This window comes from Streptomyces sp. CS113 (genome assembly GCF_002188365.1).
In the GTDB taxonomy this organism is placed as follows: domain Bacteria; phylum Actinomycetota; class Actinomycetes; order Streptomycetales; family Streptomycetaceae; genus Streptomyces; species Streptomyces tendae.
This window is the reverse complement of the sequence record NZ_KZ195574.1, coordinates 1,119,197-1,143,905: the sequence shown is the minus strand read 5'-3', so window position 1 is coordinate 1,143,905 and position 24,709 is coordinate 1,119,197. Positions and strand designations below refer to the sequence as shown.

At 74.0% G+C, this 24,709-nt stretch carries 21 protein-coding genes and 1 tRNA gene; 12 read left to right on the top strand and 10 right to left on the bottom strand.

The window, feature by feature from the left end; all coding sequences use genetic code 11:
* Positions 1-2: 2 nt before the first annotated feature.
* The 3 genes from B9W62_RS04895 to B9W62_RS04885 all read left to right on the top strand — a co-directional run bounded on the left by B9W62_RS04895 (position 3) and on the right by B9W62_RS04885 (position 2,451).
* Complete coding sequence (locus B9W62_RS04895; RefSeq protein ID WP_087811750.1) at positions 3-1,019, top strand: ATP-binding cassette domain-containing protein; 1,017 nt, start codon at positions 3-5, stop codon at positions 1,017-1,019.
* 2 nt (positions 1,020-1,021) lie between these two features.
* Positions 1,022-1,924 carry a sugar phosphate isomerase/epimerase family protein gene (locus tag B9W62_RS04890; RefSeq protein WP_087805515.1) on the top strand — a complete coding sequence of 301 codons (903 nt, stop codon included), beginning with the start codon at positions 1,022-1,024 and terminating at the stop codon, positions 1,922-1,924.
* Between the two features lie 113 nt (positions 1,925-2,037).
* Positions 2,038-2,451 (top strand): VOC family protein, encoded by a 414-nt coding sequence (locus B9W62_RS04885; RefSeq protein ID WP_087805513.1) that lies wholly within the window; start codon positions 2,038-2,040, stop codon positions 2,449-2,451.
* A gap of 39 nt (positions 2,452-2,490) precedes the next feature.
* Here the strand turns inward: B9W62_RS04885 and B9W62_RS04880 are convergent, their stop codons facing one another.
* Entirely contained in the window at positions 2,491-3,495 is a 1,005-nt protein-coding gene (locus tag B9W62_RS04880) for a Gfo/Idh/MocA family protein (RefSeq protein WP_179235353.1), read from the bottom strand.
* A 68-nt stretch (positions 3,496-3,563) separates the two neighbouring features.
* Positions 3,564-4,727 (bottom strand): phytanoyl-CoA dioxygenase family protein, encoded by a 1,164-nt coding sequence (locus B9W62_RS04875; protein ID WP_087805509.1) that lies wholly within the window; start codon positions 4,725-4,727, stop codon positions 3,564-3,566.
* A gap of 130 nt (positions 4,728-4,857) precedes the next feature.
* Between B9W62_RS04875 and B9W62_RS04870 the strand changes: the two genes are divergently transcribed.
* Both B9W62_RS04870 and B9W62_RS04865 read left to right on the top strand, forming a co-directional pair.
* Positions 4,858-5,892: a LacI family DNA-binding transcriptional regulator gene (locus B9W62_RS04870; RefSeq protein ID WP_087805506.1), complete on the top strand. Its 1,035-nt coding sequence runs from the start codon at positions 4,858-4,860 to the stop codon at positions 5,890-5,892.
* Between the two features lie 63 nt (positions 5,893-5,955).
* Complete coding sequence (locus tag B9W62_RS04865; protein ID WP_179235352.1) at positions 5,956-6,600, top strand: TMEM175 family protein; 645 nt, start codon at positions 5,956-5,958, stop codon at positions 6,598-6,600.
* On the opposite strand, the gene B9W62_RS04860 is transcribed toward B9W62_RS04865, so the two are convergent.
* The 3 genes from B9W62_RS04860 to B9W62_RS04850 form a co-directional block, all read right to left on the bottom strand.
* Complete coding sequence (locus tag B9W62_RS04860; RefSeq protein WP_087805504.1) at positions 6,578-7,741, bottom strand: Gfo/Idh/MocA family protein; 1,164 nt, start codon at positions 7,739-7,741, stop codon at positions 6,578-6,580. The two genes, B9W62_RS04865 and B9W62_RS04860, sit on opposite strands and share 23 nt — an antisense overlap.
* A gap of 127 nt (positions 7,742-7,868) precedes the next feature.
* Positions 7,869-8,222, bottom strand: a complete 354-nt coding sequence (locus tag B9W62_RS04855) for a cupin domain-containing protein (RefSeq protein ID WP_087805503.1) — start codon at positions 8,220-8,222, stop codon at positions 7,869-7,871.
* Positions 8,223-8,380: 158 nt separating this feature from the next.
* The gene (locus tag B9W62_RS04850) at positions 8,381-9,358 is read right to left on the bottom strand and encodes a bile acid:sodium symporter family protein (protein ID WP_087805501.1); all 978 of its coding nucleotides are present in this window, start codon (positions 9,356-9,358) and stop codon (positions 8,381-8,383) included.
* A 556-nt stretch (positions 9,359-9,914) separates the two neighbouring features.
* On the opposite strand from B9W62_RS04850, the gene B9W62_RS04845 reads away from it, so the two are divergent.
* Positions 9,915-9,988: transfer RNA gene (locus tag B9W62_RS04845), tRNA-Pro, on the top strand.
* Positions 9,989-10,253: 265 nt separating this feature from the next.
* On the top strand, positions 10,254-10,928 hold the full coding sequence (locus B9W62_RS04840; protein ID WP_087805499.1) for a glutathione S-transferase C-terminal domain-containing protein: 675 nt from the start codon (positions 10,254-10,256) through the stop codon (positions 10,926-10,928).
* Positions 10,929-11,089: 161 nt separating this feature from the next.
* Here the strand turns inward: B9W62_RS04840 and B9W62_RS04835 are convergent, their stop codons facing one another.
* Positions 11,090-12,169 (bottom strand): beta-glucuronidase AbsR1, encoded by a 1,080-nt coding sequence (locus B9W62_RS04835; RefSeq protein WP_087811749.1) that lies wholly within the window; start codon positions 12,167-12,169, stop codon positions 11,090-11,092.
* A 96-nt stretch (positions 12,170-12,265) separates the two neighbouring features.
* On the opposite strand from B9W62_RS04835, the gene B9W62_RS04830 reads away from it, so the two are divergent.
* Complete coding sequence (locus B9W62_RS04830; RefSeq protein ID WP_179235351.1) at positions 12,266-14,083, top strand: LuxR family transcriptional regulator AbsR2; 1,818 nt, start codon at positions 12,266-12,268, stop codon at positions 14,081-14,083.
* A gap of 112 nt (positions 14,084-14,195) precedes the next feature.
* Here the strand turns inward: B9W62_RS04830 and B9W62_RS04825 are convergent, their stop codons facing one another.
* Positions 14,196-17,033 (bottom strand): CHAT domain-containing protein, encoded by a 2,838-nt coding sequence (locus B9W62_RS04825; RefSeq protein ID WP_256976749.1) that lies wholly within the window; start codon positions 17,031-17,033, stop codon positions 14,196-14,198.
* Between the two features lie 194 nt (positions 17,034-17,227).
* Between B9W62_RS04825 and B9W62_RS04820 the strand changes: the two genes are divergently transcribed.
* From B9W62_RS04820 to B9W62_RS04810, 3 genes are read left to right on the top strand one after another with little or no spacing between them, the layout of a single operon-like run.
* Entirely contained in the window at positions 17,228-18,661 is a 1,434-nt protein-coding gene (locus B9W62_RS04820; RefSeq protein WP_087805493.1) for a S8/S53 family peptidase, read from the top strand.
* A 47-nt stretch (positions 18,662-18,708) separates the two neighbouring features.
* Positions 18,709-19,308 carry an RNA polymerase sigma factor gene (locus B9W62_RS04815; RefSeq protein WP_179235350.1) on the top strand — a complete coding sequence of 200 codons (600 nt, stop codon included), beginning with the start codon at positions 18,709-18,711 and terminating at the stop codon, positions 19,306-19,308.
* Positions 19,305-19,805: a hypothetical protein gene (locus tag B9W62_RS04810; protein ID WP_087805491.1), complete on the top strand. Its 501-nt coding sequence runs from the start codon at positions 19,305-19,307 to the stop codon at positions 19,803-19,805. The genes B9W62_RS04815 and B9W62_RS04810 overlap by 4 nt, the downstream gene beginning before the upstream one ends.
* A 34-nt stretch (positions 19,806-19,839) precedes the next feature.
* Here B9W62_RS04810 and B9W62_RS04805 read toward each other — a convergent pair whose 3' ends face one another.
* Together B9W62_RS04805 and B9W62_RS04800 are read right to left on the bottom strand one after the other, a co-directional pair.
* Positions 19,840-21,063, bottom strand: coding sequence for a cytochrome P450 (locus B9W62_RS04805; RefSeq protein WP_087805489.1), 1,224 nt, complete (start codon positions 21,061-21,063; stop codon positions 19,840-19,842).
* Between the two features lie 81 nt (positions 21,064-21,144).
* A complete protein-coding gene (locus B9W62_RS04800) occupies positions 21,145-21,942 on the bottom strand; it encodes an N-formylglutamate amidohydrolase (RefSeq protein WP_087805487.1) in 798 nt (265 codons plus the stop codon).
* An 80-nt stretch (positions 21,943-22,022) separates the two neighbouring features.
* On the opposite strand from B9W62_RS04800, the gene B9W62_RS04795 reads away from it, so the two are divergent.
* Complete coding sequence (locus tag B9W62_RS04795; protein WP_087805485.1) at positions 22,023-22,364, top strand: DUF5713 family protein; 342 nt, start codon at positions 22,023-22,025, stop codon at positions 22,362-22,364.
* A gap of 67 nt (positions 22,365-22,431) precedes the next feature.
* Here the strand turns inward: B9W62_RS04795 and B9W62_RS04790 are convergent, their stop codons facing one another.
* Complete coding sequence (locus B9W62_RS04790; protein WP_087805483.1) at positions 22,432-24,651, bottom strand: NADP-dependent isocitrate dehydrogenase; 2,220 nt, start codon at positions 24,649-24,651, stop codon at positions 22,432-22,434.
* Between the last annotated feature and the right edge of the window lie 58 nt (positions 24,652-24,709).

Below are 24,709 nucleotides of genomic sequence, written 5' to 3'. Positions count from 1 at the left end.
GCATGACCAGCAAGACCCCCACAGCCCCCGGCACCCACGGCGCCGTCCTGGCCGACCCCGTACCCCAGCAGGACCGCCCGCTCGTCGAACTCCGCCGGGCCGGAAAGTCCTACGGCAACATCCGCGCCCTGCACGGCGTCGACCTCACCGTGCACCCCGGCCGGGTGACCTGCGTGCTCGGTGACAACGGGGCCGGCAAGTCCACCCTCATCAAGATCATCTCCGGGCTGCACCAGCACACCGAGGGCGAGTTCCTCGTCGACGGCGACGCCGTGCGCTTCGCCACCCCGCGCGACGCGCTGGCCCGCGGCATCGCCACGGTCTACCAGGACCTCGCCACGATCCCGCTGATGCCGGTGTGGCGGAACTTCTTCCTCGGCTCCGAGATGACCAAGGGCCCCTGGCCGGTGCGCCGCCTCGACATCGACCGCATGAAGCGGACCGCCGACGAGGAACTGCGCAACATGGGCATCGTCCTGGACGACCTCGAACAGCCCATCGGCACCCTCTCCGGCGGCCAGCGCCAGTGCGTCGCCATCGCCCGCGCCGTCTACTTCGGCGCCCGCGTCCTCATCCTCGACGAGCCCACCGCCGCGCTCGGCGTCAAGCAGTCCGGCGTGGTCCTCAAGTACATCGCCGCCGCCCGCGAGCGCGGACTCGGCGTCATCTTCATCACCCACAACCCCCACCACGCCTACATGGTCGGCGACCACTTCAGCGTGCTGCGCCTGGGCACCCTCGAACTGAGCGCCGCCCGCGCCGACATCACCCTCGAAGCGCTCACCAACCACATGGCGGGCGGCGCCGAACTGGCCGCCCTCAAGCACGAGCTGGCGCAGGTCGGCGGGGTCGACGTGGCGGCGCTGCCCGACGCCGCGGGCGATGCGGTGAAGCCCTCCGCACCCGATACTGCCGACAGGACCGACAGGAAGACCGAGAGCGCCGCGTCCGACGCGGCGGAGTCCGACGCCGCCGCGTCCGACAGCACCGCATCCGGCACCGCCGAAGGGAAGGCCTGAGCATGCCCTCTGCCCTCGACCGCATCCGCGTCGGCTCGGCCCCCGACTCCTGGGGCGTATGGTTCCCCGACGACCCCCGGCAGGTGCCGTGGGAACGGTTCCTGGACGAGGTCACCGAGGCCGGCTACGACTGGATCGAGCTGGGCCCCTACGGCTACCTCCCCACCGACCCGGCCCGGCTCACCGACGAGGTGACCAGGCGCGGACTCAAGGTCTCCGCGGGCACCATCTTCTGCGGCCTGCACCGCGGCCCCTCCGAATGGGACGCCACCTGGGAACAGGTCGGCCGCGTCGCCGCCCTCACCCAGGCGATGGACGCGAAGCACCTCGTCGTCATCCCGTCCTTCTGGCGCGACGACAAGACCGCCGAGATCCTGGAGCCGCCGGAGCTGACCGGCGAGCAGTGGGGCCACCTCACCCGCGGCATGGAACGCCTGGGCCGCGAGGTACGGGAGACCTACGGCCTGGACATCGTCGTCCACCCGCACGCCGACACCCACATCGACACCGAGGAGCACGTCGAGCGCTTCCTCGACGCCACCGACTCCGACCTCGTCAACCTCTGCCTCGACACCGGCCACTACGCCTACTGCGGCGGCGACAGCGTCAAGCTGATCGAGACCTACGGCGAGCGCATCGGCTACCTGCACCTCAAGCAGGTCGACCCGGAGATCCTCGCCGGCGTGCGCGAGGGCGGGGTGCCGTTCGGACCGGCCGTGCAGCGCGGCGTGATGTGCGAGCCGCCGGGCGGCGTGCCGGAGCTGGGCCCGGTGCTCACGGCGGCCCAGGAACTCGGCGTGGACCTGTTCGCCATCGTCGAGCAGGACATGTACCCCTGCGAGCCGGACAAGCCGCTGCCCATCGCGGTGCGCACCCGGAAGTTCCTGCGCTCCTGCGGCGCCTGAGACCGGCCGCACCGGCGGGCGCGTCCCGCCGGTGCGCCGCTCGGCGGGCCGTTGCCGGTGGTGCGCGCTAACGTGCGCAGCACTGACACCTCGTCCCGTTCCGGGAGGCACCCATGTCCTCGCGTCTCAACCCGTACCTCAGCTTCGACGGGGACGCCCGTCAGGCGATGGAGCTCTACGAGCAGGTGTTCGGCGGCACGCTGTCGCTGAACACCTTCGGTTCGGCCGGGATGCCGGACCCCGCCTACACCGACAAGATCATGCACGGCATGCTGGAGACGCCGAGCGGCTTCACCCTGATGGGCGCCGACACCCCGCCCGGGATGGAGTACACGCCGGGGAACACCTTCGCGGTGAGTCTCAGCGGCGACGACGCGGCCGAGCTGCGCGGCTACTGGGAGAAGCTGTCCGCCGGCGGTGCCGTCGCGGTGCCCCTGGAGAAGCAGATGTGGGGCGACGTCTTCGGCATGTGCACGGACCGCTTCGGCGTCACCTGGATGGTGAACATCAGCGAGCCGGAGGGCTGACCGGGCAGCCCGCCGGACCGTGAGCCCGCCCCACCCCGCTCAGCCGCGCCGCACCTCGGCGATGGTCACCGGCCGGTGCTCGTGCAGCGACAGCGTGCACGCCTCGGCGATCCAGCCCGCCTCCAGCGCGTCCTCGACCGTGCAGGGCGAGGTGCGGGCACCCGCGATGACCTCGGTGAACGCGGTCAGCTCGGCGCGGTAGGCGGCGGTGAAGCGGGCCATGAAGAAGTCGTGGGGAGTTCCGGCCGGGAAGGTCACGCCCGGCTCGACCGAGCGCAGGGGCAGCCGGTCCTCCAGGCCGACGGCGATCGAGTCGTCGAAGCCGTGGATCTCCATCCGGACGTCGTAACCACGGGCGTTGTGGCGGCTGTTGGAGACCACCGCGATGGTGCCGTCGTCCAGGGTGAGGATCGCGCCGGTGGTGTCCGCGTCGCCCGCCTCCCGGATGAAGTCGGCACCGCGGTTGCCGCCGACGGCGTACACCTCGCTCACCTCCCGGCCGGTCACCCAGCGGATCGAGTCGAAGTCGTGCACCGAGCAGTCCCGGAAGATGCCCCCGGAGGCGGCGACGTACGCGGCCGGCGGCGGCGCCGGGTCCAGCGTGGTCGACCGTACGGTGTGCAGCGGCCCCAGTTCGCCGCTGCGCACGGCGGCCCGCGCCGCGGCGAACCCGGCGTCGAAGCGGCGCTGGTAACCGATCTGGACCGGCACGTCGTGGCCCGCGAGGGCCTTGAGCACCTCGACGCCCTCCGTCATGGTGCGGGCGACGGGCTTTTCGCAGAAGACGGGCACGCCGGCCCCGACGGCGGCCCGGATCAGGTCGGGGTGGGCGTCGGTCGCGGCCGCGACCACCACTCCGTCCACGCCCGCGGCCAGCACCGCCTCGGGCGAGTCCGCGACCTCGGCGCCGAACCGCTCGGCGGCGGCCTTCGCGGCGTCCGCGAACGGGTCGGCGACGACGAGCGAGTCGACGGCGTCGAGTCCGGCGAGGGTCTCGGCGTGGAAGGCGCCGATGCGGCCGAGGCCGAGGATTCCGATACGCATGTGCTGTGCTGCTCCTTGCTCGGTGGGTGGGGTGTCCGCGCCGGGGCCGGTGCCCCGCGCGCCCCCGTTCATCGGCTCTCGCGTCGTGCGCGGTCCGCCCGCAGCCGCGCCCGGAGCGCCTGCGGGGCCCACTCCTCGCGCAGCGCCCGCCGTACGACGTCCGCCTGGGAGGGCGGGGCCAGACCGTCGACCGGCGGGTCGCGGTCGAGGTTGGTGGGGAAGGGGTACCCCTCCGCGCTCGCGGCGACCACCTGCTCCAGCCACCGCTCGCCCACGCCCTCGGCCTTCCGCCTCAGCAGCACCGGGTAGACGGCGTTCACCACCGCCTCCCGGTCCACGCTCTCCATGGCCCGGCCGAACGCGGAGGAGACCTGCAACAGGTTGGCCATCCGGCGGACGTCCGCGGAGCGGTTGGCACCCGCCGCGTGGAACAGCGCGGGACTGAAGAACACCGCGTCGCCCTTGGCCAGCGGCACCTGCACGTGGTGCGCCTCGAAGTACTCCCGGAACTCCGGCAGCCGCCAGGCCAGGTAGCCCGGCTCGTACTTCTGCGAGTGCGGCAGGTACAGCGTGGGACCCGACTCCACCGGCATGTCGCAGTGCGCGACCGCGCCCTGGAGGGTGAGCACCGGGGAGAGCCGGTGCACGTGCGCCGGGTACGCGGCGGCAGCCTCGCCCGAGAGGAAGCCCAGGTGGTAGTCGCGGTGCACGGTCTGCGCGGCACCGCCCGGGTTGACCACGTTGATCTGGGAGGTGACCTGGTGGCCGGGGCCGAGCCAGGCGCGGGCCACCAGGGCCAGGGCGTCGTTCGCGTAGTAGTCGGCGAACGCCTCCGGATCGCGCAGGGCCGCCTTCTCCAACGCGTTCCACACCCGGTCGTTGGCCCCGGGCGCGGCGAAGTGGTCTCCGGCGGCGGCGCCCGAGGCGCGCTGCTCGGCGATCAGCGCGTCGAACACCGCGGTGGCCCGGTCGACCACCGCCGGGTCCGGAAAGGCGCCCTTGAGGACGACGATGCCGGGGCCGTCGGCGAGGGCGTGGACGAGTTCGGCCGCCGTCTCCGCGTCGTCGCGCAGCGCCCCGGCGTCGTACACGGGGACGTTCTGCTCCACGGCGGCGGCCCGCGGGTGGGCGGCCGGGTCGGTCGGCTGCTCGACGAGCTCGCGGAAGGCGGCGAGATCGCAGTCGCGTGCGGACAGGTGGGCGCGGTGGGCGGGGACGGGCGCTGCGGGCATCGTCGTCCTTTCGCTGACAGGGGCGACGCGGTGCTGTCATTCTTGTCCGGACAAACGCGTCGAACAACCATCAGCGGGCCATCAAAAAGCCATCAGAGCGCACCGCACGGACGAAGCCGAGGAGCCGGTCATGGGGCATCCCTTCCCGATCCGGGAGATCGCACGGCAGGCGGGCCTGAGCGAAGCCACCGTCGACCGGGTGCTCAACGGCCGCGGCGGTGTGCGCCGGAGCACCGCCTACGAGGTGCACCGGGCCATCGCCGACCTGGACCGCCAGCGCACCCAGGTCCGGCTGGTCGGCCGCACCTTCATGTGCGACATCGTGATGCAGGCGCCGGAGCGCTTCTCCACCGCCGTGCGGGCCGCGCTGGAGGCCGAACTGCCCGCCCTGCACCCGGCCGTGGTGCGCTGCCGCTTCCACTTCCGTGAGACGGGCCCGGCCGGGGAACTGGCCGACACCCTGGACCGGATCGCCCGGCGCGGCTCCCAGGGGGTGGTCCTCAAGGCCCCGGACGTCCCCGAGGTGACCGCCGCCGTGGCCCGGCTGGCCGCCGCGGGCGTCCCCGTCGTCACCCTGGCGACGGACCTGCCCGCCAGCCCCCGGGTCGCCTACGTCGGCATCGACGACCGGGCGGCCGGCGCGACCGCCGCCTACCTCATGGGCCAGTGGCTCGGCGACCGCCCCGGCAACGTCCTCACCAGCCTCAGCAGCGGCTTCTTCCGCAACGAGGAGGAACGCGAGATGGGCTTCCGCGGCGTCATGCGGGCCCACCACCCCGCGCGGGCACTCGTCGAGATCGCCGAGGGGCAGGGCCTGGACGCCACCCAGTACGACCTGGTGCGGGCCGCGCTCGACCGCGACCCGGACATCCGGGCGGTCTACTCGATGGGCGGCGGGAACATCGCCACGCTGCGCGCCTTCGCGGACCTCGGCCGCCGCTGCGAGGTGTTCGTCGCCCACGACCTCGACCGGGACAACACCCGTCTGCTGCGCGAGCGGCGGCTGTCCGTCGTCCTCCACCACGACCTGCGTCACGACCTGCGCGAGGCCTGCCACCACGTGATGCGGGCCCACGGCGCGCTGCCGTCCGCCGGTCCGGCGCGGCCCTCGCCGATCCAGGTCGTCACCCCGCACAACATGCCGCCCGACACCGCGACCGTGTGACGCGTGCCGCCGCCCCCGGCGTGTGACGGGGCCGTCCGTGCCCTCGCTCCTACCGTCGGGGACATGTGGAAATCGACTCCGGCCGGCGGCCCCGAGCGGGTGGTGGCGCTGGCCGACGGTGTCTTCGCGATCGCCATCACGCTGCTCGTCCTGGACTTCTCCGTCCCCAGCGGTCTGGACTCCTCCGCCTACCGCGCCGAACTGCGGGATCTCGCGCCCAACCTGGGGGCGTACGTGCTCAGTCTGCTGGTGCTCGGGCTCTTCTGGCGCGACCACCGCCGCATCTTCGGCCTCGTCGAACGGGTCGACGGCCAGGTGATCACGCTGTCCCTGGCCGGCCTCGGTGTCGCGGCACTCGTCCCTTTCCCGACCAAGCTCCTCTCCGAGTACGGGGACGATCCGGTCTCCGTCGCCGTCTACGCGGCGGCGATCGCCGCCCTGGGCGCCTCCCACGTGATCCTGCTCGCCGTACTGGCCAACCGGCCGTGGCTGTGCGGCGGTACGGCCCCCGAGGAGGGGTTCCTGCTCTTCGGCCTGGACATCGCGGCGACGACGGTGGTCTTCGCGCTGAGCATCCCGCTCGCCCTGGCGGTCGGCCCCGCGGCCATGTGGAGCTGGCTCGTACTGGCCCCGGTCCAGATACTGCTGGGCCGGTGGACGACACGGGCCCGCCGCCGCGGCGCCGTCACCCGGACACCGCGGGACTGACCCAGGTGCCGCTGTCCGCCGACCGCGACATGGCCTCCAGTACGGCCGCGCTGTACACGGCGTCCGACAGGGTGGCGCCGTACGGGGTGCCCTCGGCGACCGAGCGCAGGAAGCGGTGGGCCTCCACCACCTTCAGGTCGTCGTACCCCATGGCGTTCGCGGCCCCCGGCTGGAACGCGGCGAACTCGCCGTGCCCGGGGCCGACGTACACGGTGCTCACCGGCTGGTCCTGGTACTCCGTGCCGCGGCTGACGCGCAGTTCGTTCATGCGGCGGAAGTCCCAGGACACCGCGCCCCTGGTGCCGTGCACCTCGAAGCCGTAGTTGTTCTGCTCGGCGACGGAGACCCGGCAGGCCTCCAGGACGCCGCGGGCGCCGGAGGCGAAGCGCAGCAGGCAGTTGACGTAGTCCTCGTTCTCGACCGGCCCCGGCTCGCCGCCCGTGGCCCGGGCGTGCCCGGCGGTGGCGGCCGCGGGGCGGGCCCGCTCCGGCAGGAAGACCGCCGTGTCGGCGGTCAGCGACGCGATGTCGCCGAGCAGGAACCGGGCCAGGTCCGCGCCGTGCGAGGCCAGGTCGCCGAGCACTCCGCTGCCGCCGCGCTCCCGCTCGTAGCGCCAGGTGAGCGCACCCTCCGGGTGGGCCGCGTAGTCGCTGAGGAAGCGGAGGCGGGCATGGGTGACGGTGCCGATCTCGCCGGCGGCGATCAGGTCGCGGGCGGTCTCCACGGCAGGGGCGTTGCGGTAGTTGAAGCCGACCGTGCCCTGCACCCCGGCCCCGGCCACCGCGTCCGCCACCGCCCGCGCGTCGTCGGCGGACAGGCCGACCGGCTTCTCCACCCAGATGTGCTTGCCCGCCCCGGCCATCGCGACGGCGATCTCGCGGTGCAGGAAGTTGGGAGCCGTGATGCTGACCGCGTGCACCCGCGGGTCCGCCGCCACCTCGCGCCAGTCGCGGGTCGCCGAGGCGAACCCGAACTGCGCGGCGGCCTCCTCGGCCCGCCCCGGCACCTCCTCGGCGACCGTCACCAGCTCCGGGCGCAGCGCCAGGTGCGGATAGTGGTGGCGGACCCGGGCGTACGCCTGGGTGTGCACCCGGCCCATCCAGCCGAAACCTACGACGGCGACACCGAGTGCCTGGACCATGAGAGCCCCTCTTCGGACCTGTCCGTGACCTGTCCTGCGTGATCTGCTGCGTGATCTGTCCGAGGCCACCCTGGGCGGGCGTCGGCATCATGTCAACCTTTTGACAGGACAAAGAGCGGGCCGGGCGTCAGGGGCGGCCGGGGCCGATCGCGTACGCCTTGCGCAGTGTCTCGTGCACCGTCCACGTCGTGCGGTCTCCCTCACGCAGCACGACCAGGTCGCCCGGCCCGACGGTGAGGGTCGGACCGTCCGCCACCTCGATGGTGGCCGAGCCGCTCAGCACGACGAACATCTCGTCCGCCTCGGTGTCGGTGACCACGCCGGGGGTGATCTGCCAGACGCCGCGCACCAGGCGGCCGTCCGGCGACTCCCAGACCACCTTGCCGGTCACCTCGGGTGTGCCGGACACGATCTGGCCGGGGTCGAGCGGCTCGGGTTCGAGCTGGGCGTCGGGGACGTGGACAACGAAGCTGTGGGTCATGGCGCGACGGTAACCGTGTCCTGCGGGCCGTCGGGGAAGACAGAGTGTGGGGCATCCCGCCCGGCGGGCGGACACTTCGTCGCGACCGGCCGTCACGCAGCCGCGGCCGGACAGCGACCCTCGGCGAAACGGCGCTCACCCGCTCGGCCGGCCGCAGGTCACCGTCCCCGGCGCGACAGCCACGCCGCCACCACCGCGCCGGACACGTTGTGCCACACGGAGAAGACCGCCGCGGGCAGTGCCGCCAGGGGGCTGAAGTGGGCGGTGGCCAGCGACGCGGCGAGGCCGGAGTTCTGCATGCCGACCTCGAAGGCCATGGCACGGCTGCCGGGCTCGCCCAGCCGGCCGAGGCGCCCCGCGCCGTAACCGAGGGCCAGACCGAGCCCGTTGTGCAGGACGACGGCGACGAACACCAGCCCCGCCGCCGACTTGATGGCGTCCGCGCTGCCCGCCACGACGACCGCCACGATCACGGAGATCGTCACCGCGGACAGCCAGGGCAGCGCGGGCAGCGCCCGCTGCACGTACCGCCCCGCGAGCAGCCGTACGACGACGCCCGCGAGCACCGGCAGCAGCACCGTCTTGAGGATGTCGGTGACCATGGACCCGGCGTCCACCGGGAGGTACTCGCCGGCCAGCAGCAGCGTCAGCGGCGGGGTGACCAGCGGGGCGACCAGCGTGGAGACCGTCGCGACGGACACGGACAGGGCGACGTCGCCGCGCGCCAGGTAGGTCACCACGTTGGAGGCCGTGCCGCTGGGCGCGCAGCCCACCAGGATGACGCCGGCGGCGAGCTGCGGAGGCAGGTCCAGCAGGTGGGCGATCGCCCAGCCGAGGCCCGGCATGATGACGTAGTGCGCGCCGAGCCCGAGCGCCACCGCCCAGGGGCGCTTCACGACTCCGCGGAAGTCCTCCGGCGTCATCGTGATGCCCATGCAGAACATCACGACGCCCAGCAGGTACGGCACCGCCTCGCTCCACCCGGTGAAACTCCCGGGGAGCAGCAGGCCGAGGGCGCCGGCCAGGAGGACGAGGACCGGGAAGACGGTCACGGCACGCCGCGCGGAGCGGTCGCCGGTGACGTCGTCGCCGAGCTGTTCGTCGCGTTCGTTGTTCGCAGTTCTTTCGGTTCGCACCGTGCGAGGTAACGCCTGGTGGGCGGGGTGACGCAAAGGCGTCTCGCGATGTGATCATCCCATCCGGTCCGCCGTCGCCGGCAGCAACTCCACCGTGCGGCCCGTCTCGGTGAACGTCCGCGTCACAGGGGCTCCGTCACCTCGCCGTCGGCCCACTCCACCGCGTCCCCCTCGAGGACGTCACGTGGTCGTCGCAGTTGTGCGAGTGCAACGGCGTCCCGGAGTCCACGGGGTACCGCTCACGCCGCGGGCGACGACGCGGGTCTCGCCGCCCGCCGGAGACCGTCGGCATCGACCAGGTGCCGCGGCGCCCGCACATCGTCCACCAGATCCCCGTGGAACGCGCCGCCGGCGGGGTACCGGTGGCACCGAAGGTGTGGCGCGACCTCACCGAGCGGGCGGCCGGGAACGGGATCACATCGCCCGGCACCGTGGAGCGCGCCCCCTGCACGTCGCCGGCCGCCCCGGAGGGGAGGGGCCGGCCGGCGACTCCGCCGCGCCTCACCGATGGGGTACGCTTGACCTGCACGATCACGGAATGCGCGGGATCGCGCACCGGGACGTGGCGCAGCTTGGTAGCGCACTTGACTGGGGGTCAAGGGGTCGCAGGTTCAAATCCTGTCGTCCCGACTGGAGACAGTCGCAGATCAGGTCCGGTTTCGGAGATGTCCGGAACCGGACCTTCTTCTTGTCGCATGGTCGTGAGTCTCTCGGCGCGGTCGCCGGTGTTGGCGTGGCGGCCGGGGCCCCGATCGCCTCGACCGGCCGACTGGCCGGCGCGCGCGGCCGCCGCGGCTCTGCCCGGCAGGCGGACACCCTCTTGACGCGTCCTGGGCGCCGTCCGACACTTCCCCAGTAATCCTAGTGATTAGGTAGGGAAACCTCCGGGAGAACCATGACCGTCACACCGCTCGTCCCTGCCCCCGCCTTCCGCGGCCGGATCGGCCGCGACCCGAGCAGTGGTCACTACGCCGTGCCGCGCCGCTACCGCCTCCACCTCTCGCCCGGCCACGACGACTGTCTGGGCATCGCCGTCGTCCACCGCCTCCTCGGTCTGGACGAGATCTGTCCGGTGACCCTCCTCGCCCCGCACCCCGACTGTCCCGACGGCGGATACGCCGCCCTGCGGCCGCTGTACGAGGCGAGCGCCCACCACTACCGGGGGCCGGCCGTCGCGCCGGTGCTCAGCGACGGCTGGTCGGGCCGGATCGTGAGCACACACGCGCGTGACATCATGCGCGACCTCGCCCGGTCCTTCACCCCCGCCGCCGGTCCGGTGCTGTATCCCCGCGGCGCGGAGGCGGAGATCGCCGATGTCGAGGAGTTGTGCGGCCTCGCCGCCGAGCCCGCGGCGCTGCCCGGCGTGCTGGAGCTGCTGGAGCGGCGCCTGACCACCCACTCCCACGTCGTCGGCGACCGGCTCACCGCCGCCGACGTCGAGGTGTGGGCCGCCGTCGTCCGCCACGACACCCGCCGGCTCGCGGACGGCCACCCCGCTCTGTCTGCCCATGTCCGGCGCCTGACCGCCCACCCGGCCTTCGGCCGCCACCTCGCGGGCCGCCCCGCCTGACGGGACGAGTCATGCAGAAGTCGCCGTGCCCGCCGCCCCCCAGCGGCGGACACGGCGTGTGCCGCGGCGCGCGTCGCCCTCCCCCGAAGGCGGCGCGCGCCGCGGCCGGCCCCCGGCGCCGGTCCGTGGCCACGGCGCCCGGGTGCTCGTGAGCCGCGCGGTCACCAGTACATGACCGCCGTCTCGCCCGCACCCCACGAGGAGTACAGGCGCACCCGGACGACATAGCGGCGGCCCTTGACGAAACGGGCCCTGATCGTGGCGTTGCGGGGGTCTCCCCCGTCGTCCTGTCCGGCGAAGTAGCGGGGCACGCCGTCCCGCTCCTCGAAGACGACGACGACGGCGTCGCTGTCACCGAAGGTGCCCACGGTGTACTCGCGGGTCTCCGGCGGGTCCACGCGGAAGTCGGCCTGCTCGCCGGGCCCGAGACCCAGGGGCACCGAGCGGAACGGCACCAGCGGACCCGGCCGGCCGGTGGGCGGGTACCAGCGCAGGGCGAACTCCTTGTCGGCGGCGGAGAGCGTACCGGGCGGGTGCAGGCCGGAGCGGTAGTGCTCGGGTTCCAGTATCAGCCCCGACGGGAAGGGGTACTCCATGATCGACTGCGGGTCCCAGACCGGGCCGTTGGCCTCGTCGTCGTCGAGCTTGCGCAGGATGTTCTGGAAGGTCCGCTCCCGGCTCCAGTGGTTGGGCGGGCCCGCCAGCTCGGCGTAGACGGCCTCGTCGTCCCAGAGGATGCCCGCGAACGGGCTCTGGTGCTCGTGCAGCATGCCGAGCGCGTGCCCGATCTGGTGCAGGGCCGTCGCTCGCTCACCCGGCGCGGTCAGGTCCCAGCCGAAGTTCATCGTACGGTCGTTGAGACCCACCCGCAGCGCGTCCTTGCCCACCGCCGACCAGGACCCGTCGCCGGGCTGGAAGCCGATGCGCAGCTCCGCCTCCGAGCGGTCGCGGACCTCCACGAGGTCGAGGCCCATGCCGAGGTCGCACCACTCCCGGAAGCAGTCGCGGACCACGTCCCGCTGCTCCTCGGTCCCCACCCACGACCCCCGCCGGGGCCGTCCGGTGCCCGGCATCGGGACCACGGAAGCATCGGTGTCGCCCCCGAGGAAGCAGTAGTGCAGCACGGTCCCGTTGACCCACATCCGCTGCCCGCCGACGAGCGCGGCGACGCGCTCGGCGGCCAGCCCCGGTGCGAGCACGGGGGCAGGCTGCTGCGCGAGCGAGCAGTAGCGTGCGGTCATGGTCATCAGGGTGCCGTCCGGCCCGCCCCGGGCGCCTGAGTCAGGGGGTACTCAAGTCACCCTGTATCAGGGGTGAGTACGCCGACTCATGTTGCCGTGACGACTTCTCTGCGGGACGCGACGAGGCCGGCGGCCCCCTGGCCGTTCACCGGCCGGGCGGACGAACTGGAGCTGGTGCGCAGATCCGTGGCGGCCGGACGGAGCGGCCTCGTGGTGACGGGCCCGGCGGGTGCGGGCAAGACCAGGCTGGTGACGGAGGCCGTGCGCGGCACCGACTGCGCCCGCGCCGCCGGGACGCCCGAGACCCGGGACATCCCCTTCGCCGCCTTCGCCCACCTGCTGCCCGAGGGGGTCACCCTGCACCGCGCCGTACACCTCCTGTCCGGCGTACGGCTGCTGCTGGTCGACGACGCGCACCTGCTCGACGGCGCCTCCGCCGCCCTCGTGCACCAGCTCGCCGTGCACGGCCGCACCCGTCTCCTGGTCGTCGTCACCGACGGCGCCCCCGTACCGGGCGCGGTGTCCCGGTTGTGGTCCGGCGAACTGCTGCCGCGCCTGGCCCTGGAACCGCTGCCCCGCGAGGAGACCGCCGAACTGCTCGCGGCCGGCGCCGGCACCGCCCTGGAGCCGCTCACCGTCGACCGGCTGCACCGTCTGGGCCGGGGGGACCTGCGGCTGCTGCGCGAACTGCTGACCGCCGTGCGCGAGGACGGCCGGCTCGTGCCGGTGCCGGACACCGACCAGCGGGCGTGGCGGGGACCGGTGCCGATCACCCCGGCGGTCCGCGAGCACGCCGCCCCCGTTCTCGACCGCACCCGCGCCGAGGAGCGGGAGACGCTCGAACGCCTCGCCTTCGCCGAGCCCCTGCCCCTGCCCCTGTCGCCGGACCTGGACCTGGACCTCCTCGACGTACGCATCCTGGAGAACCTGGAGGCCGAGGGCCTGGTCACCGTCGACGACCACGGCGCCGCCCGTCTCGCGCACCCCCTGCACGGTCCGGTGCTGCGCGCCGCCGCGGGCCGACTGCGGACCCGGCGGCTGGCCGCCCGCACCCCGGTCCGGACCGGTCCCGCCCTGGAGGCGGAGCGGGCCGCGCTCGCCCGGCGCATCGAACAGGCCGACGTACGGGCGCTGGAGACCCCCGTGGGGGAGTGGCTGGTGGCCGAGGGAGCACCGCTGCCGGCGTCGTACGCGGCGCCGCGGGCCCGGTTCGCACGGCTCGGCGGGCGGCTGCGCGAGGCCGCGGCCTGGGCCCGCGAGGGCCTGCGGACCCACCCCGACGACCCGGACTGCCGCACCGAACTCGCGCTGGCCACCGCCCAGTCGGGCGACGGAGCGCGGGGCGGGGCGGAGGCCGCCGCCGTCACCTGGGCCGCCGCCGCCCGCGGCGACCTCGACGAGGCGGTCCGGACGGCGGGCCGGAGCGACCCGTACGACGCCGTCCGGCTCGGCGCGCCCGAGCGGGCCGCGGGCCGCCTGACCGGCGTCTTCGCCGCGCACGCCGACGCCCTCGCGCGCGCGGACGGACCCGCCCTCGACCGGGTCGCCGAGGAGCTGGAGCGGCGCGGATTCCTGCTGTTCGCGGCCGAGGCGAGCGCCCAGGCGGTCCCCGTCCACCGCGACCCGCGGGCCGCCCGCACCGCCCGGACCCGTGCCGCCGCCCTCGCCCGGCGCTGCCAGGGCGCCCGCACCCCCGCGCTGTCCGGTCTGGTGCTCGGCGAACTCACCGCCCGGCAGCGGCAGATCGTCACGCTGGCCGCCGCCGGCCTGAGCAACCGGCAGATCGCGGAACGGCTGACCCTGTCCGTCCGCACCGTCGGCAATCACCTGTACGGCGCCTACACGCGCCTCGGCGCGGGCGACCGCGGGGCGTTGCCCTGGCTCGTGGAGCTGCCCGAACGCCAACCCGCCTGACCCGCGGGCCGAACGGCAACCCGCTGACCCGCGGGCCGAACGGCGACCCGCTGACCCGCGGGCCGAACGGCAACCCACCTGACCCGCGGGGCCGTACGGCCGGGGGCGGGGCTCAGGCCGCCCCGAAGGCGGAGAAGGCCCACCCCGTCGCCTGGTGCACCGCGTCGCCGGGCAGCGCGGCCCGCGCGTCGCGCAGCGCCTCCGCCAGGGACAGGCCCGCGTCCAGCCCCTTGTGCAGCGCGAGCATCAGCGGCACCACGGCGGCGTCGTTGACCGGCGCGGTGCACGCCACCACCCCGGCCGTGCCCAACGGCAGCAGCGCGGTGACCAGGCCCAGCAACTCGTCGGCGCCGACCGACGCGAAGCGCGCGGTCTCGCAGCAGGGCAGGATGATCCGGTACGGGCTGCGGTCGAGCCGCTCGAAGTCGTGCACGATGAGCGGCCCGTCCGCCATCCGCAGCGACGAGAACAAGGGGCTGTCCGCACGGAAGGTCCCGTGCGCCGCGATGTGTGCCAGGGCGGCCCCGTCCAGCTCCCGCAGGACCCGTGGCACCCGCGCGTCGTCGCCCTCCAGCACGACGGTCGCGCCACGCGCGGCGGCGCCGGCCCCCGCCACGTCCACCGGCCCGGGCCGACCGCCGCCGGTCCGCCCCTCACCGTCGCGCTCCCGCCGCGCGGACTCCCCGCCGCCTTCGTCGGCGGCCGGGGGAACCCGCGTCGCGCCGCCGCCCGCCCCGGCCGGACCTTCATGCTCCCCGCGGTCCACTTCGTCGTGCGCCGGCAGGTGACGCGTGCCCGTCGGTGTACCGGGCGGTGGTGTCCCCGGGCCCGCCCCTCCCGGGGTGCGTCGGCCGGTGTACCGGTCGGAAAGCTCGGGGATTTCGGCGCCGCCGCTCGCCAGTCCGGGGCCGCGGACCAGGACCTGGCGGCCGCCCGGCGGGGGAGCGGTGTCCCTGGCGCGCAGCCAGCTGCTCGCCGACGGCGACACACTCAGCACACGGTCCCGCAGGGCGGGCAGCAGGGCCCACGGCACCCGGTGCAGCCGCCCCGGCGGGACCACGACGACCGGACCCGATCCGAGGTGGGCCGCGGCGGGCCCCAGCAGCAACCGCTGGAGCCGCGCGCCCGCCGCCTCCACCAGCGGCAGCCGCGCCTCGGCACCCGGATGGGCCAGCCGCCGCAACCCGGCCTGCACGTGCTCCGCCTCCACCTCCGCCTCGGCCAGCAGCCCGGCCTCGAACCGCCGCACCCGTCCCTGCCCGCACAGCAGCACGTGCACGCGCCCGTCGAGCACCGCCAGCTCCACCAGCCGCACCTCGTCGCCCAGCCGCCGCAGCAGCCGCCCCGCGTCGAACCGGTCGCCGTCGCCGGGCGCCTCGCCCCGCATGTGCAGGGTGCGGGAGCGGATCTCCCGCTCCAGGCGCCGCTGTTCGCGCTCCAGGGCGGGAGCGGGCCGGCCACCGTCCGTACGGGCCTCCTCCGCGCGGGCGGCGAGTTCCCGGAACGCCGTCATGGCGGTCAGCAGCACCGGATCGGCCGGCGGTCGGGTCGGCGGCGCCGACAGCACCGTCGCCCGCCAGCGCTCGCTCCAGCCCAGCAGCCGCCGCGGCCCGCCCGAGACCAGCGACGCCCGCTGCGCCAGCGCCGCCAGCTCCGCACCCTGCGCGGTGGCCCGGGCCCGCAGCTCCGAGGCGCCCAGCGTCATCCGGTGGTCGTCGAGGACGTCGAGACCGCGCCGGCAGGCCTCGAGGACGCCCCGCGCCGACCCCGCCGCCCGCGCCCGCAGCGCCTGCGCCGCCCAGCCCGTCATCCGCGCCAGCGGCGGTCCGCCGTGCCGGCTGCGCGCGGCCACCGCCAGATGCCGTTCCGCGTCCGCCTTCCAGCCCAGGTCCAGCGCGATCCGGCCCGCGAGGAGCGAGGCCTCCGGCGCGGCGGGTGCGCCGAAGGCCGCCAGCCGCTCCGCCACCGCCGCCGCGTCCGCGACCAGCCGGCCCGACCCGTGTCCGGTGGCGACCCGCGCCTCGATCAGCACCAGCCGGGCGTGCGTCTCGTACCAGGTGCGCCGCTGCCCGGCGAACAGCCGCACCGCGACCGCCGCGCGCGCGAGCGAGGTCTGCGGCTCGCCCGCCAGCCGGGCCGCCCGCGCGGCCACCAGCAGCAACTCCGCCTTGCGGGTGGACTGACCGCCGATGCCGTCCAGTGCCGCGACCGCCGCGTCCGCCTCCGTCAGCGCCTCGGTGGCCAGCCCCGCCGCCATCAGCACCTCGCAGCGCCGGATGGTCAGCATGAACGTCGGCGTGCCCAGCTTCGCGTACCGCTCCGCCGCCTCGTCGAGCAGCCGCAGCGCCGCCGGCACGTCACCCGACCGGAACGCCGCGAGGCCCCTGCTCTCCACCGCGTCGGCCTTGTCGTGCTCCTGGCCCGTGGTGTCCCACAGCGCCTCCGCCGCGGTGAAGTCGGCGTCCGCCCGCTCCACCGAGCCCAGCGCCAGGTGCACGGTCGCCCGCAGCGTCAGCGCCCGCGCCGTCCAGATCACGTCGTCCACCTGACGCAGCACCGGGATCGCCCGCCGTACGTCCTCCAGCGCCTCGCCGTGCCGGCCCAGCACCCACCACACGTACGCCCGCCGGTACAGCACCCGCGCGCGCGTGTGACCGCTCCCGCGCGCCACGCCCCGCTCGAACGCGGCCAGCCCCGCGCGGGTACGTCCGGCGTGCACCAGCGCGACCCCGAGCGTGGCCAGGACGTCCGCCTCCCGCTCGGCCGACTCCGCGCGGGCGGCGAGGTCGCGGGCCCGCCGCAGATGGGCCAGGGCCCGCCGGGTGTCCCCGAAGTCCCGCTGCCAGATGCCGATCACCTGATGGGCGACCGAGGCGTGCAGCGGCGAGGGGTCGGCGCCGAGCAACTCCTCCGCCCGCGTCAGCGCTTCACCCGGGGCGGCGAACACCATCGGCAGCAGTTCGAGAACCGAGTCGTTGCGCGCTGTCACCCCACGGATGGTAGTGCTCCGGAACCACGCCACACAGGTTCGAGTCTGTATCAATCGGCCGCCCCGGGACTCTGATTGACGACCGCCGCCATCATCGTGGTCACGACCGCGGCCCCTACCGTCGGCACCGCCCGCCGCCTCAGTGGAGGACAAGCATGGCACCACAGCGATTCCGTGAGCAGTTCGACCAGATCCAGCGCTCGATGCCGGACGTCCCGCTGGTGATGGGCCCGGACGACTCCGCCGAATTCTTCTACGAGAAGGGCGTCGTCCTCGCCCGCGACGGCGAGGAGGCGCGCCTCGTCGAGGACACCGTGCGCGACCACTTCACCACCATGGCGGGACTGACCCCCGACCACGTGCGCCGGGTGAGCCCCGAGACCAACCGCACCGGCATCACCCGTATCCGGGTCGCCGACCCCGGCGAGGGCGACGGCGGCGGCGACCCCACCGTCGCCCACGCCCTGCGCTCCCTCCGGACGACGGAGGGCCGGGCCGGCCGCCGGCTGATCAGCCGCAACCACGTCGTCTCCATCGCCGTCAACGCCTGCCCCGGCGACGAGCCCGTCCCCGTGCCGCTGAGCGAGCCGCCCAACCCGGCCGCCGACGGGACGCCGTACGACGCCGCGACCGCCGTCGGCGTCCTCGTCATCGACACCGGCCTCATGCACGACTACCGGTCCTATCCGCTGCTGGCCCACACCGTGGGTGACGCCCAGATCAAGGAGTGCGGCGACGACGGCGTCCTGTGCCAGTACGTCGGGCACGGCACGTTCATCGCCGGGCTGGTCGCCGCCGTCGCGCCCAACACCGAGGTGACCGTCCGCAACACCCTCAACGACGCGGGCGCGATCCTGGAGTCCGAGCTGGGCGAGAAGCTCTTCGAGGCCGTCGACCGCGACGGCTGGCCCGAGGTCCTCAGCCTCTCCGCCGGCACCTCCAACGGCCGTACCGACGGCCTGCTCGGCGTGCACGCCTTCATGGAGGAACTCCGCGACCAGCGCACCCTGCTGGTGGCCGCCGCGGGCAACAACGCCAGCGCCACGCCCTTCTGGCCCGCCGCCTACGCCACCCTGCCCGGCTGGGAGGACTCGGTGCTGTCGATCGGGGCGCTGCGCGCCGACGGCGAGTTCGGCGCCTGCTTCAGCAACCACGGCGGCTGGGTGCGGGCCTACGCCCCCGGCGAGCGCCTCACCAGCGCCCTCACCGGCTTCAGGACGCCCGTGCCGTACGTGTACCAGCACTCCACCTACGACGCCTGCCGGTTCGGTTTCGGCTACGCCTGCACCTGCCAGTACCCCCCGCACAACGGGGTGCTGAGCGAGCCGGGCGAGGCACCCGCAAAGCCGGACCAGGTGATGTTCGAGGGGCACGCGCAGTGGAGCGGCACCTCCTTCGCCACCCCCGTGGTCGCGGGGATGGTCGCCTCCCACATGACGGCGCACAAGGAGACCGACCCGCGCGTGGCCGGCCGGCAACTGCTCGCGGCCGGCACCGAGTACGCGGAGGTGCGCGGGGCGCACGTGCTCGCGCTGCTGCCGCCCACCTGGCACCCGGTCGCCGTCGACGCGTCGGAAGGCGGGTCGTGAACGTCCTGCCGGCGGTCGGAACCATCCACTCCACGGCGTACGATGGCATGTCGTACACGAGGGGTGGGACCGTGGACCGTGCAGATGTCGGGGCGCTCGTCCAGTCGGCGGCCGACGGGGACGCGGCGGCCTGGAAGTCACTGGTGGACGGACTCGGCCCGCTGGTCTGGTCCGTGGCCAGGTCGCACGGGCTGTCCGACGCCGACGCGCACGAGGTGTACCAGACCGCCTGGTTCCGCTTCGCCCAGCACCTGGGGCGGATCCGGGAACCGGAGAAGACCGGCTCCTGGCTGGCGAGCACGGCACGGCACGAGTGCCTCAAGCTGCTCAAGGCGTCCAAGCGGTGGACGCCGACCGACGATCCGCAGCTGCTCGACCGGCCGAGCGAGGACCGCACGCCGGAGGAGTCGGTGCTCGACTCCGAGGAGGCCGCCGCGCAGACCGAGCGCGTACGGCTGCTGTGGCAGGAGTTCGAGGAACTGGGCGAGCGGTGCCGCCAGTTGCTGCGGGTGCTGATCTCCTCGCCACCGCCCAGTTATCAGGAGGTGTCCGCCGCGCTGGGTATCGCGGTGGGCAGCATCGGGCCGATGCGCCAGCGCTGTCTGCGCCGGCTGCGGGCCCGGCTGGAGGCACGGGGGACGAAATGAGCGATCTGAACGACGACCGCGACGACCGCGACGAACGCGACGAGTACGACGATCCCGACGGGGAGCTCTACGACGGTCTCCTGGAGGAGGAGCTGCGGCAGGCCGCCGCGATCCTGGACCCGGTCCCGGCCGAGCTGCGGCGCGTCGCCGTCGACGCCTTCGCCCTGCGCGACCTGGACGTCCGCGTCGCCGAGCTGACCTTCGACTCGCTGGTGGACGGCATCCCCGTCAGGGGAGAGGCGGACCCGCCGCGGATGCTCACCTTCCAGTCGGACGGCGTGACCGTCGACGTCGAGGTGACCGCCGAGGGTCTGATCGGCCAGCTGCTGCCGCCGGGCCCGGCCGGCATCGAGGTGCTGAGCGGCCCGCGGGAGCACGCCCGGCTGACGGCCGACGACATGGGCCGGTTCACCGGCGAGGCCCCGCCCGCCGGTCCGTTCGCGCTGCGGCTGCGGACCGGCCGGGAGGTGGTCGTGACGGAGTGGCTGCGGGCCTGACGCGTGCCGTCCGCCAGGCGCGGGATGTGCGGGGCTACCAGGCGCAGGGCAGCGTGCGCGGACCCCTGATCATGGTCTTGCGGCGCCAGGCCACCTGGTCGGCGGGGACCGCGAGCCGCAGCCCCGGCAGCCGCTCCAGGAGCGTGTCGACCAGCAGCTCGGTCTGCATCCGGGCGAGCACGGCACCCGTGCAGAAGTGGTGCCCGTTGCCGTACGCCAGGTGCGGGTTGGGGTCGCGGTCCAGGTCGATGCGGTCCGGGTCGGGGAAGACGTCCGGATCGCGGTTGGCGGCCAGGTAGGAGACGTACACCGGCTCACCGGCGGCGATGCGCGTACCGTGCACCTCGACGTCCGCCAGGGCGATGCGGGCGAGGCCCACCGAGGTGCGGTGCGAGATCCAGCGCAGCAGCTCGTCCAGCGCCGTGCCGCGCGCCTCGGGCCGCTCGCGCATCCGCGCCATCAGCTCGGGACGGGTGAGCAGCAGGTACAGCATCTGGCCGACGTTGTGCGTGACGGCCTCGCCGCCGATCTGAAGCGGCCCCGCGAGACCGACGGCCTCCGTCTCGCCGACCTCGCCGCGGCCCACGGCGGCGCCGAGCATCGCGTACACGTCGCCGCCCTCGCTGCCGGCCCTGGCCCGGACGGTCTCGGTGATCCACCCGTACAGGCTCTGCTTGGCCCGCTCGGCGGCCTCGGCGCCGCCGGAGGTGGAGATGATCTGCCGGGTCCAGGAGTGCACGCGCTCCCGGTCGGCGGCCGGCACGCCCATCACCTCGCTGACCACGGCGATCGGGAACGGCTCCAGGACCCGCTCGACCAGGTCGGCCGGCGGCCCCTCGGCGAGGAGCCCGTCCACGAGACCGTCCAGGATCTCCTGCGCCCGGGGCCGCAGCCGCTTGGCCGCGCCCACCGTGAACGCGCCCGCGACCGCGCGCCGCAGCCGGTTGTGGTCGGGCTGGTCGGCGAAGGCGAGCGAGCCGGGCCGCGGCTTGAAGTGCGGCGCGAGACGGGTGATCTGACGCTTCGTCACCTCGGCCCGTCCGAACCGCGGATCGTTGGTGATCGCCTTCACGTCGTCGTACCGCGTCGCCAGCCAGGCCCAGCCCTCGCCGTGCGGGAGCCGGACGCGGGTCAGCGGTCCCTCGCGCATCAGCTCGGCGAGGACCGGGTCGAACTCGGGGCCGTCCAGGTCGAGGGCGGGCCAGTCCCGCACCGGGGGCGGCGACTGGCCGGTGAGCGTGGTGGTCTCCTGCGTCATCCCTCCACCCTCGCCGCGCACCCGCCCGGCTGTCGCGCGGGAGTGCTCCAGCCGGTGGTGGGCGGCCCGGCCGGCCGGCGCTCAGCCCGAGACGGCGTCGACGAGCGCCGCGAGCGACTCCGCGAGGCGCGACAGGCCCGGCCCGGCCGGGCCGCCCGGCTCCGTCATGTACGTGTCCCGGCGGATCTCCACCATCAGCGCGCCGACCTCGGCCCGCGTCCCGTAGAAGTCCAGCGGCACGTACGTCCCGCCGAACGGGCTGTCCAGCCCGGTCCCGCCGCACGGGGCGAACGCCTCCCGGGCGGCGGCGAGCAGCTCGGACGGCGTGTGGAAGGCGTCGGTGCCCAGGCAGACGGGCGGGCGCGGGCCCTCGCCGTGCAGTTCGTAGGGGAGCGGCCGGGTCGGGTAGGAGTGCACGTCGACGATCACGGCCCGTCCGGTGGCCGCGAGCCGGTCGGCCACCGCCTCGGTCATGGCCCGCGCGTACGGCCGGAAGTACCGCTCGATCAGCGGCTCGGGGTCCGTGCCGTCCGGGCGCAGCACCTCGCGGTGCGAGGTCCGCGTGTAGACGGCGCCCATCCCGACGGCCGTCATCTCCTCCCGTTCGTCCGGGAACCGCTCCGGGTCGACCACCAGCCGCGACGCCCGGTTCACGAACCGCCAGGGGGTGAGACCGGCCAGCTCGGCGGCCCGCCCGGCGATCTCCGCGGTGTGCGAGTCGGTCATATGGTCCAGCTCGCGCTCCAGCTCGGCGTCGGACAGGACGATGCCGCTCCGCACGTCGGCCGGGATCTCCCGGGAGGAGTGCGGGACGTGCAGGAGCACGGGGGAGTGCGGGGCACCCGGCAGCAGCTCGAAGGCGGGCGGGGCGTCGGTCATGGGGCGGCTCCGGGGGCGATGTCAGTGGCGTGCGACAGGATCACGGGGACGGTACCGGGCAGCGAGGACAGGGGGGCATCATGCCGATCACCAACCAGCGGGTGGCCGCACACCGGTTTCTGGCGGGACTGTACGGGGACGACTACTTCCCGGACCGGGTGGTGGACCGGGGCCGCGAGATCCTGCTCCGGCTGTGCGCCCGCGTGGAGGCGGAGCGGCCGGGGGACCTGACGGCGCTCTACGCGCTGACCCACGCGGCCACCGAGGAGTTCAACGAGCTGGAGGCGGCCTTCGAGGAGGCGGGCAGCGAGATCGAGACCACAGCCCGGGAGGAGATCGGCGAGGCGTTCTGGTTCGTATCCCAGGCCTACGGCTTCGCGGACGCGGACCCGGAGGAGCTGATCGCGCCGCGGGAGTGGTGAAGCGGCGGCACCCCGCCTCCGAGGGGACGGAGACGGGGTGCCGGGGTGCCTGCGGGCCCGGGGAGGATCAGGCGAAGGACGCCAGGGCCTCGTTCCAGGTGGCCGACGGGCGCATGACCTCGGCGGCCTTGGCCGGGTCGGGCTGGTAGTAGCCGCCGATCTCGGCGGGCTTGCCCTGGACGGCGTTCAGCTCCTCGACGATCTTCTGCTCGCTCGCGGTGAGCGACTCGGCGAGCGGGGCGAAGGCCTTGGCCAGGTCCGCGTCGTCGGTCTGCTTCGCCAGCTCCTGCGCCCAGTACAGGGACAGGTAGAAGTGGCTGCCGCGGTTGTCGATGCCGCCGACGCGGCGTGTCGGGGACTTGTCCTCGTTGAGGAAGGTCGCCGTCGCGCGGTCGAGGGTGTCGGCGAGGACCTTGGCCTTGGTGTTGCCGGTGGCCTCGGCGTACTGCTCCAGGGACGGCACCAGGGCGAAGAACTCGCCCAGCGAGTCCCAGCGCAGGTAGTCCTCCTTGACCAGCTGCTGCACGTGCTTCGGGGCCGAGCCGCCGGCACCGGTCTCGAAGAGGCCGCCGCCCGCCATCAGCGGGACGACCGACAGCATCTTGGCGCTGGTGCCCAGCTCCAGGATCGGGAACAGGTCGGTCAGGTAGTCGCGCAGCACGTTGCCGGTGACCGAGATGGTGTTCTCGCCGCGGCGGATGCGCTCCACCGACAGCTTGGTCGCCTCGACCGGGTTGAGGATCCGGATGTCCAGGCCCTCGGTGTCGTGCTCCGGCAGGTACGCCTTCACCTTGGCGATCAGGTTGGCGTCGTGCGCGCGGCCCTCGTCCAGCCAGAAGACGGCCGGGTCGCCGGTGGCGCGGGCGCGGGTGACGGCCAGCTTCACCCAGTCGCGGATCGGCGCGTCCTTGGTCTGGCAGGCGCGGAAGATGTCACCGGCGGAGACCGTCTGCTCCAGCACCGCGTTGCCCGTGGCGTCGACCAGGCGGACGGTGCCCGTGGTGGGGATCTCGAAGGTCTTGTCGTGGCTGCCGTACTCCTCGGCCTTCTGCGCCATGAGGCCGACGTTCGGGACCGAACCCATGGTGGAGGGGTCGTAGGCGCCGTTGGCGCGGCAGTCCTCGATGACGGCCTGGTACACCCCGGCGTAGGAGGAGTCCGGGATCACGGCGAGGGCGTCGTGCTCGCCGCCGTCCGCGCCCCACATGTGGCCGGAGGTGCGGATCATCGCCGGCATGGAGGCGTCGATGATGACGTCCGAGGGCACGTGCAGGTTGGTGATGCCCTTGTCGGAGTCGACCATGGCCAGCTCCGGGCCCTCGGCCAGCTCCGCGTCGAAGGACGCCTTGATCTCGGCGCCCTCGGGCAGGGACTCCAGCCCCTTGTAGATGCCGCCCAGGCCGTCGTTCGGGGTGAGACCGGCCTTGGCGAGCGTCTCGCCGTACTGGGCGAAGGTCTTCGGGAAGAAGGCGCGCACCACGTGGCCGAAGATGATCGGGTCGGAGACCTTCATCATCGTGGCCTTCAGGTGCACCGAGTACAGGATGCCCTCGGCCTTGGCGCGGGCGACCTGCGCGGTGAGGAACTCGCGCAGCGCGGCGACGCGCAGCACGGAGGCGTCGACGACCTCGTCCTTCTTCACCGGCACCGACTCGCGCAGCACCGTGGTGGTGCCGTCGTCGCCGACCAGCTCGATCCGCAGGGTGCCGTCCTCGGCGATCACCGTGGACTTCTCGGTGGAACGGAAGTCGTTCTCGCCCATGGTCGCCACGTTGGTCTTGGACTCGCCGGTCCAGGCGCCCATGCGGTGCGGGTGGGTCTTGGCGTAGTTCTTCACCGACGCCGGGGCACGGCGGTCGGAGTTGCCCTCGCGCAGCACCGGGTTGACCGCGGAGCCCTTGACCTTGTCGTAGCGGGCGCGGACGTCGCGCTCCTCGTCGGTCTTCGGGTCGTCCGGGTAGGCCGGCAGCGCGTAGCCCTGGCCCTGAAGCTCGGCAATGGCGGCCTTGAGCTGCGGGATGGACGCCGAGATGTTCGGCAGCTTGATGATGTTGGCGGCGGGCGTCTTCGCCAGCTCGCCCAGCTCCGCGAGGGCGTCCGGGATGCGCTGGTCCTCGGTCAGGTACTCCGGGAACAGGGCGATGATGCGGCCGGCCAGCGAGATGTCGCGGGTCTCGACCGCGACACCCGCCTGCGAGGCGTACGCCCGGACCACCGGCAGGAACGAATACGTCGCCAGGGCCGGGGCCTCGTCAGTGTGTGTATAGATGATGGTCGAGTCAGTCACCGGGTGCTCCGCTCCACGTCTGCAACATTGCTCGACATCAAGATATCTCGTGACCGTC

Excerpts from the sequence above, each read along its gene's own strand:
- B9W62_RS04895 (WP_087811750.1), top strand. The coding sequence starts at position 3 with ATGACCAGCAAGACCCCCACAGCCCCCGGCACCCACGGCGCCGTCCTG.
- B9W62_RS04890 (WP_087805515.1), top strand. The coding sequence starts at position 1,022 with ATGCCCTCTGCCCTCGACCGCATCCGCGTCGGCTCGGCCCCCGACTCC.
- B9W62_RS04885 (WP_087805513.1), top strand. The coding sequence starts at position 2,038 with ATGTCCTCGCGTCTCAACCCGTACCTCAGCTTCGACGGGGACGCCCGT.
- B9W62_RS04880 (WP_179235353.1), bottom strand. The coding sequence starts at position 3,495 with ATGCGTATCGGAATCCTCGGCCTCGGCCGCATCGGCGCCTTCCACGCC.
- B9W62_RS04875 (WP_087805509.1), bottom strand. The coding sequence starts at position 4,727 with ATGCCCGCAGCGCCCGTCCCCGCCCACCGCGCCCACCTGTCCGCACGC.
- B9W62_RS04870 (WP_087805506.1), top strand. The coding sequence starts at position 4,858 with ATGGGGCATCCCTTCCCGATCCGGGAGATCGCACGGCAGGCGGGCCTG.
- B9W62_RS04865 (WP_179235352.1), top strand. The coding sequence starts at position 5,956 with ATGTGGAAATCGACTCCGGCCGGCGGCCCCGAGCGGGTGGTGGCGCTG.
- B9W62_RS04860 (WP_087805504.1), bottom strand. The coding sequence starts at position 7,741 with ATGGTCCAGGCACTCGGTGTCGCCGTCGTAGGTTTCGGCTGGATGGGC.
- B9W62_RS04855 (WP_087805503.1), bottom strand. The coding sequence starts at position 8,222 with ATGACCCACAGCTTCGTTGTCCACGTCCCCGACGCCCAGCTCGAACCC.
- B9W62_RS04840 (WP_087805499.1), top strand. The coding sequence starts at position 10,254 with ATGACCGTCACACCGCTCGTCCCTGCCCCCGCCTTCCGCGGCCGGATC.
- B9W62_RS04835 (WP_087811749.1), bottom strand. The coding sequence starts at position 12,169 with ATGACCGCACGCTACTGCTCGCTCGCGCAGCAGCCTGCCCCCGTGCTC.
- B9W62_RS04825 (WP_256976749.1), bottom strand. The coding sequence starts at position 17,033 with ATGGTGTTCGCCGCCCCGGGTGAAGCGCTGACGCGGGCGGAGGAGTTG.
- B9W62_RS04820 (WP_087805493.1), top strand. The coding sequence starts at position 17,228 with ATGGCACCACAGCGATTCCGTGAGCAGTTCGACCAGATCCAGCGCTCG.
- B9W62_RS04815 (WP_179235350.1), top strand. The coding sequence starts at position 18,709 with ATGTCGTACACGAGGGGTGGGACCGTGGACCGTGCAGATGTCGGGGCG.
- B9W62_RS04810 (WP_087805491.1), top strand. The coding sequence starts at position 19,305 with ATGAGCGATCTGAACGACGACCGCGACGACCGCGACGAACGCGACGAG.
- B9W62_RS04805 (WP_087805489.1), bottom strand. The coding sequence starts at position 21,063 with ATGACGCAGGAGACCACCACGCTCACCGGCCAGTCGCCGCCCCCGGTG.
- B9W62_RS04800 (WP_087805487.1), bottom strand. The coding sequence starts at position 21,942 with ATGACCGACGCCCCGCCCGCCTTCGAGCTGCTGCCGGGTGCCCCGCAC.
- B9W62_RS04795 (WP_087805485.1), top strand. The coding sequence starts at position 22,023 with ATGCCGATCACCAACCAGCGGGTGGCCGCACACCGGTTTCTGGCGGGA.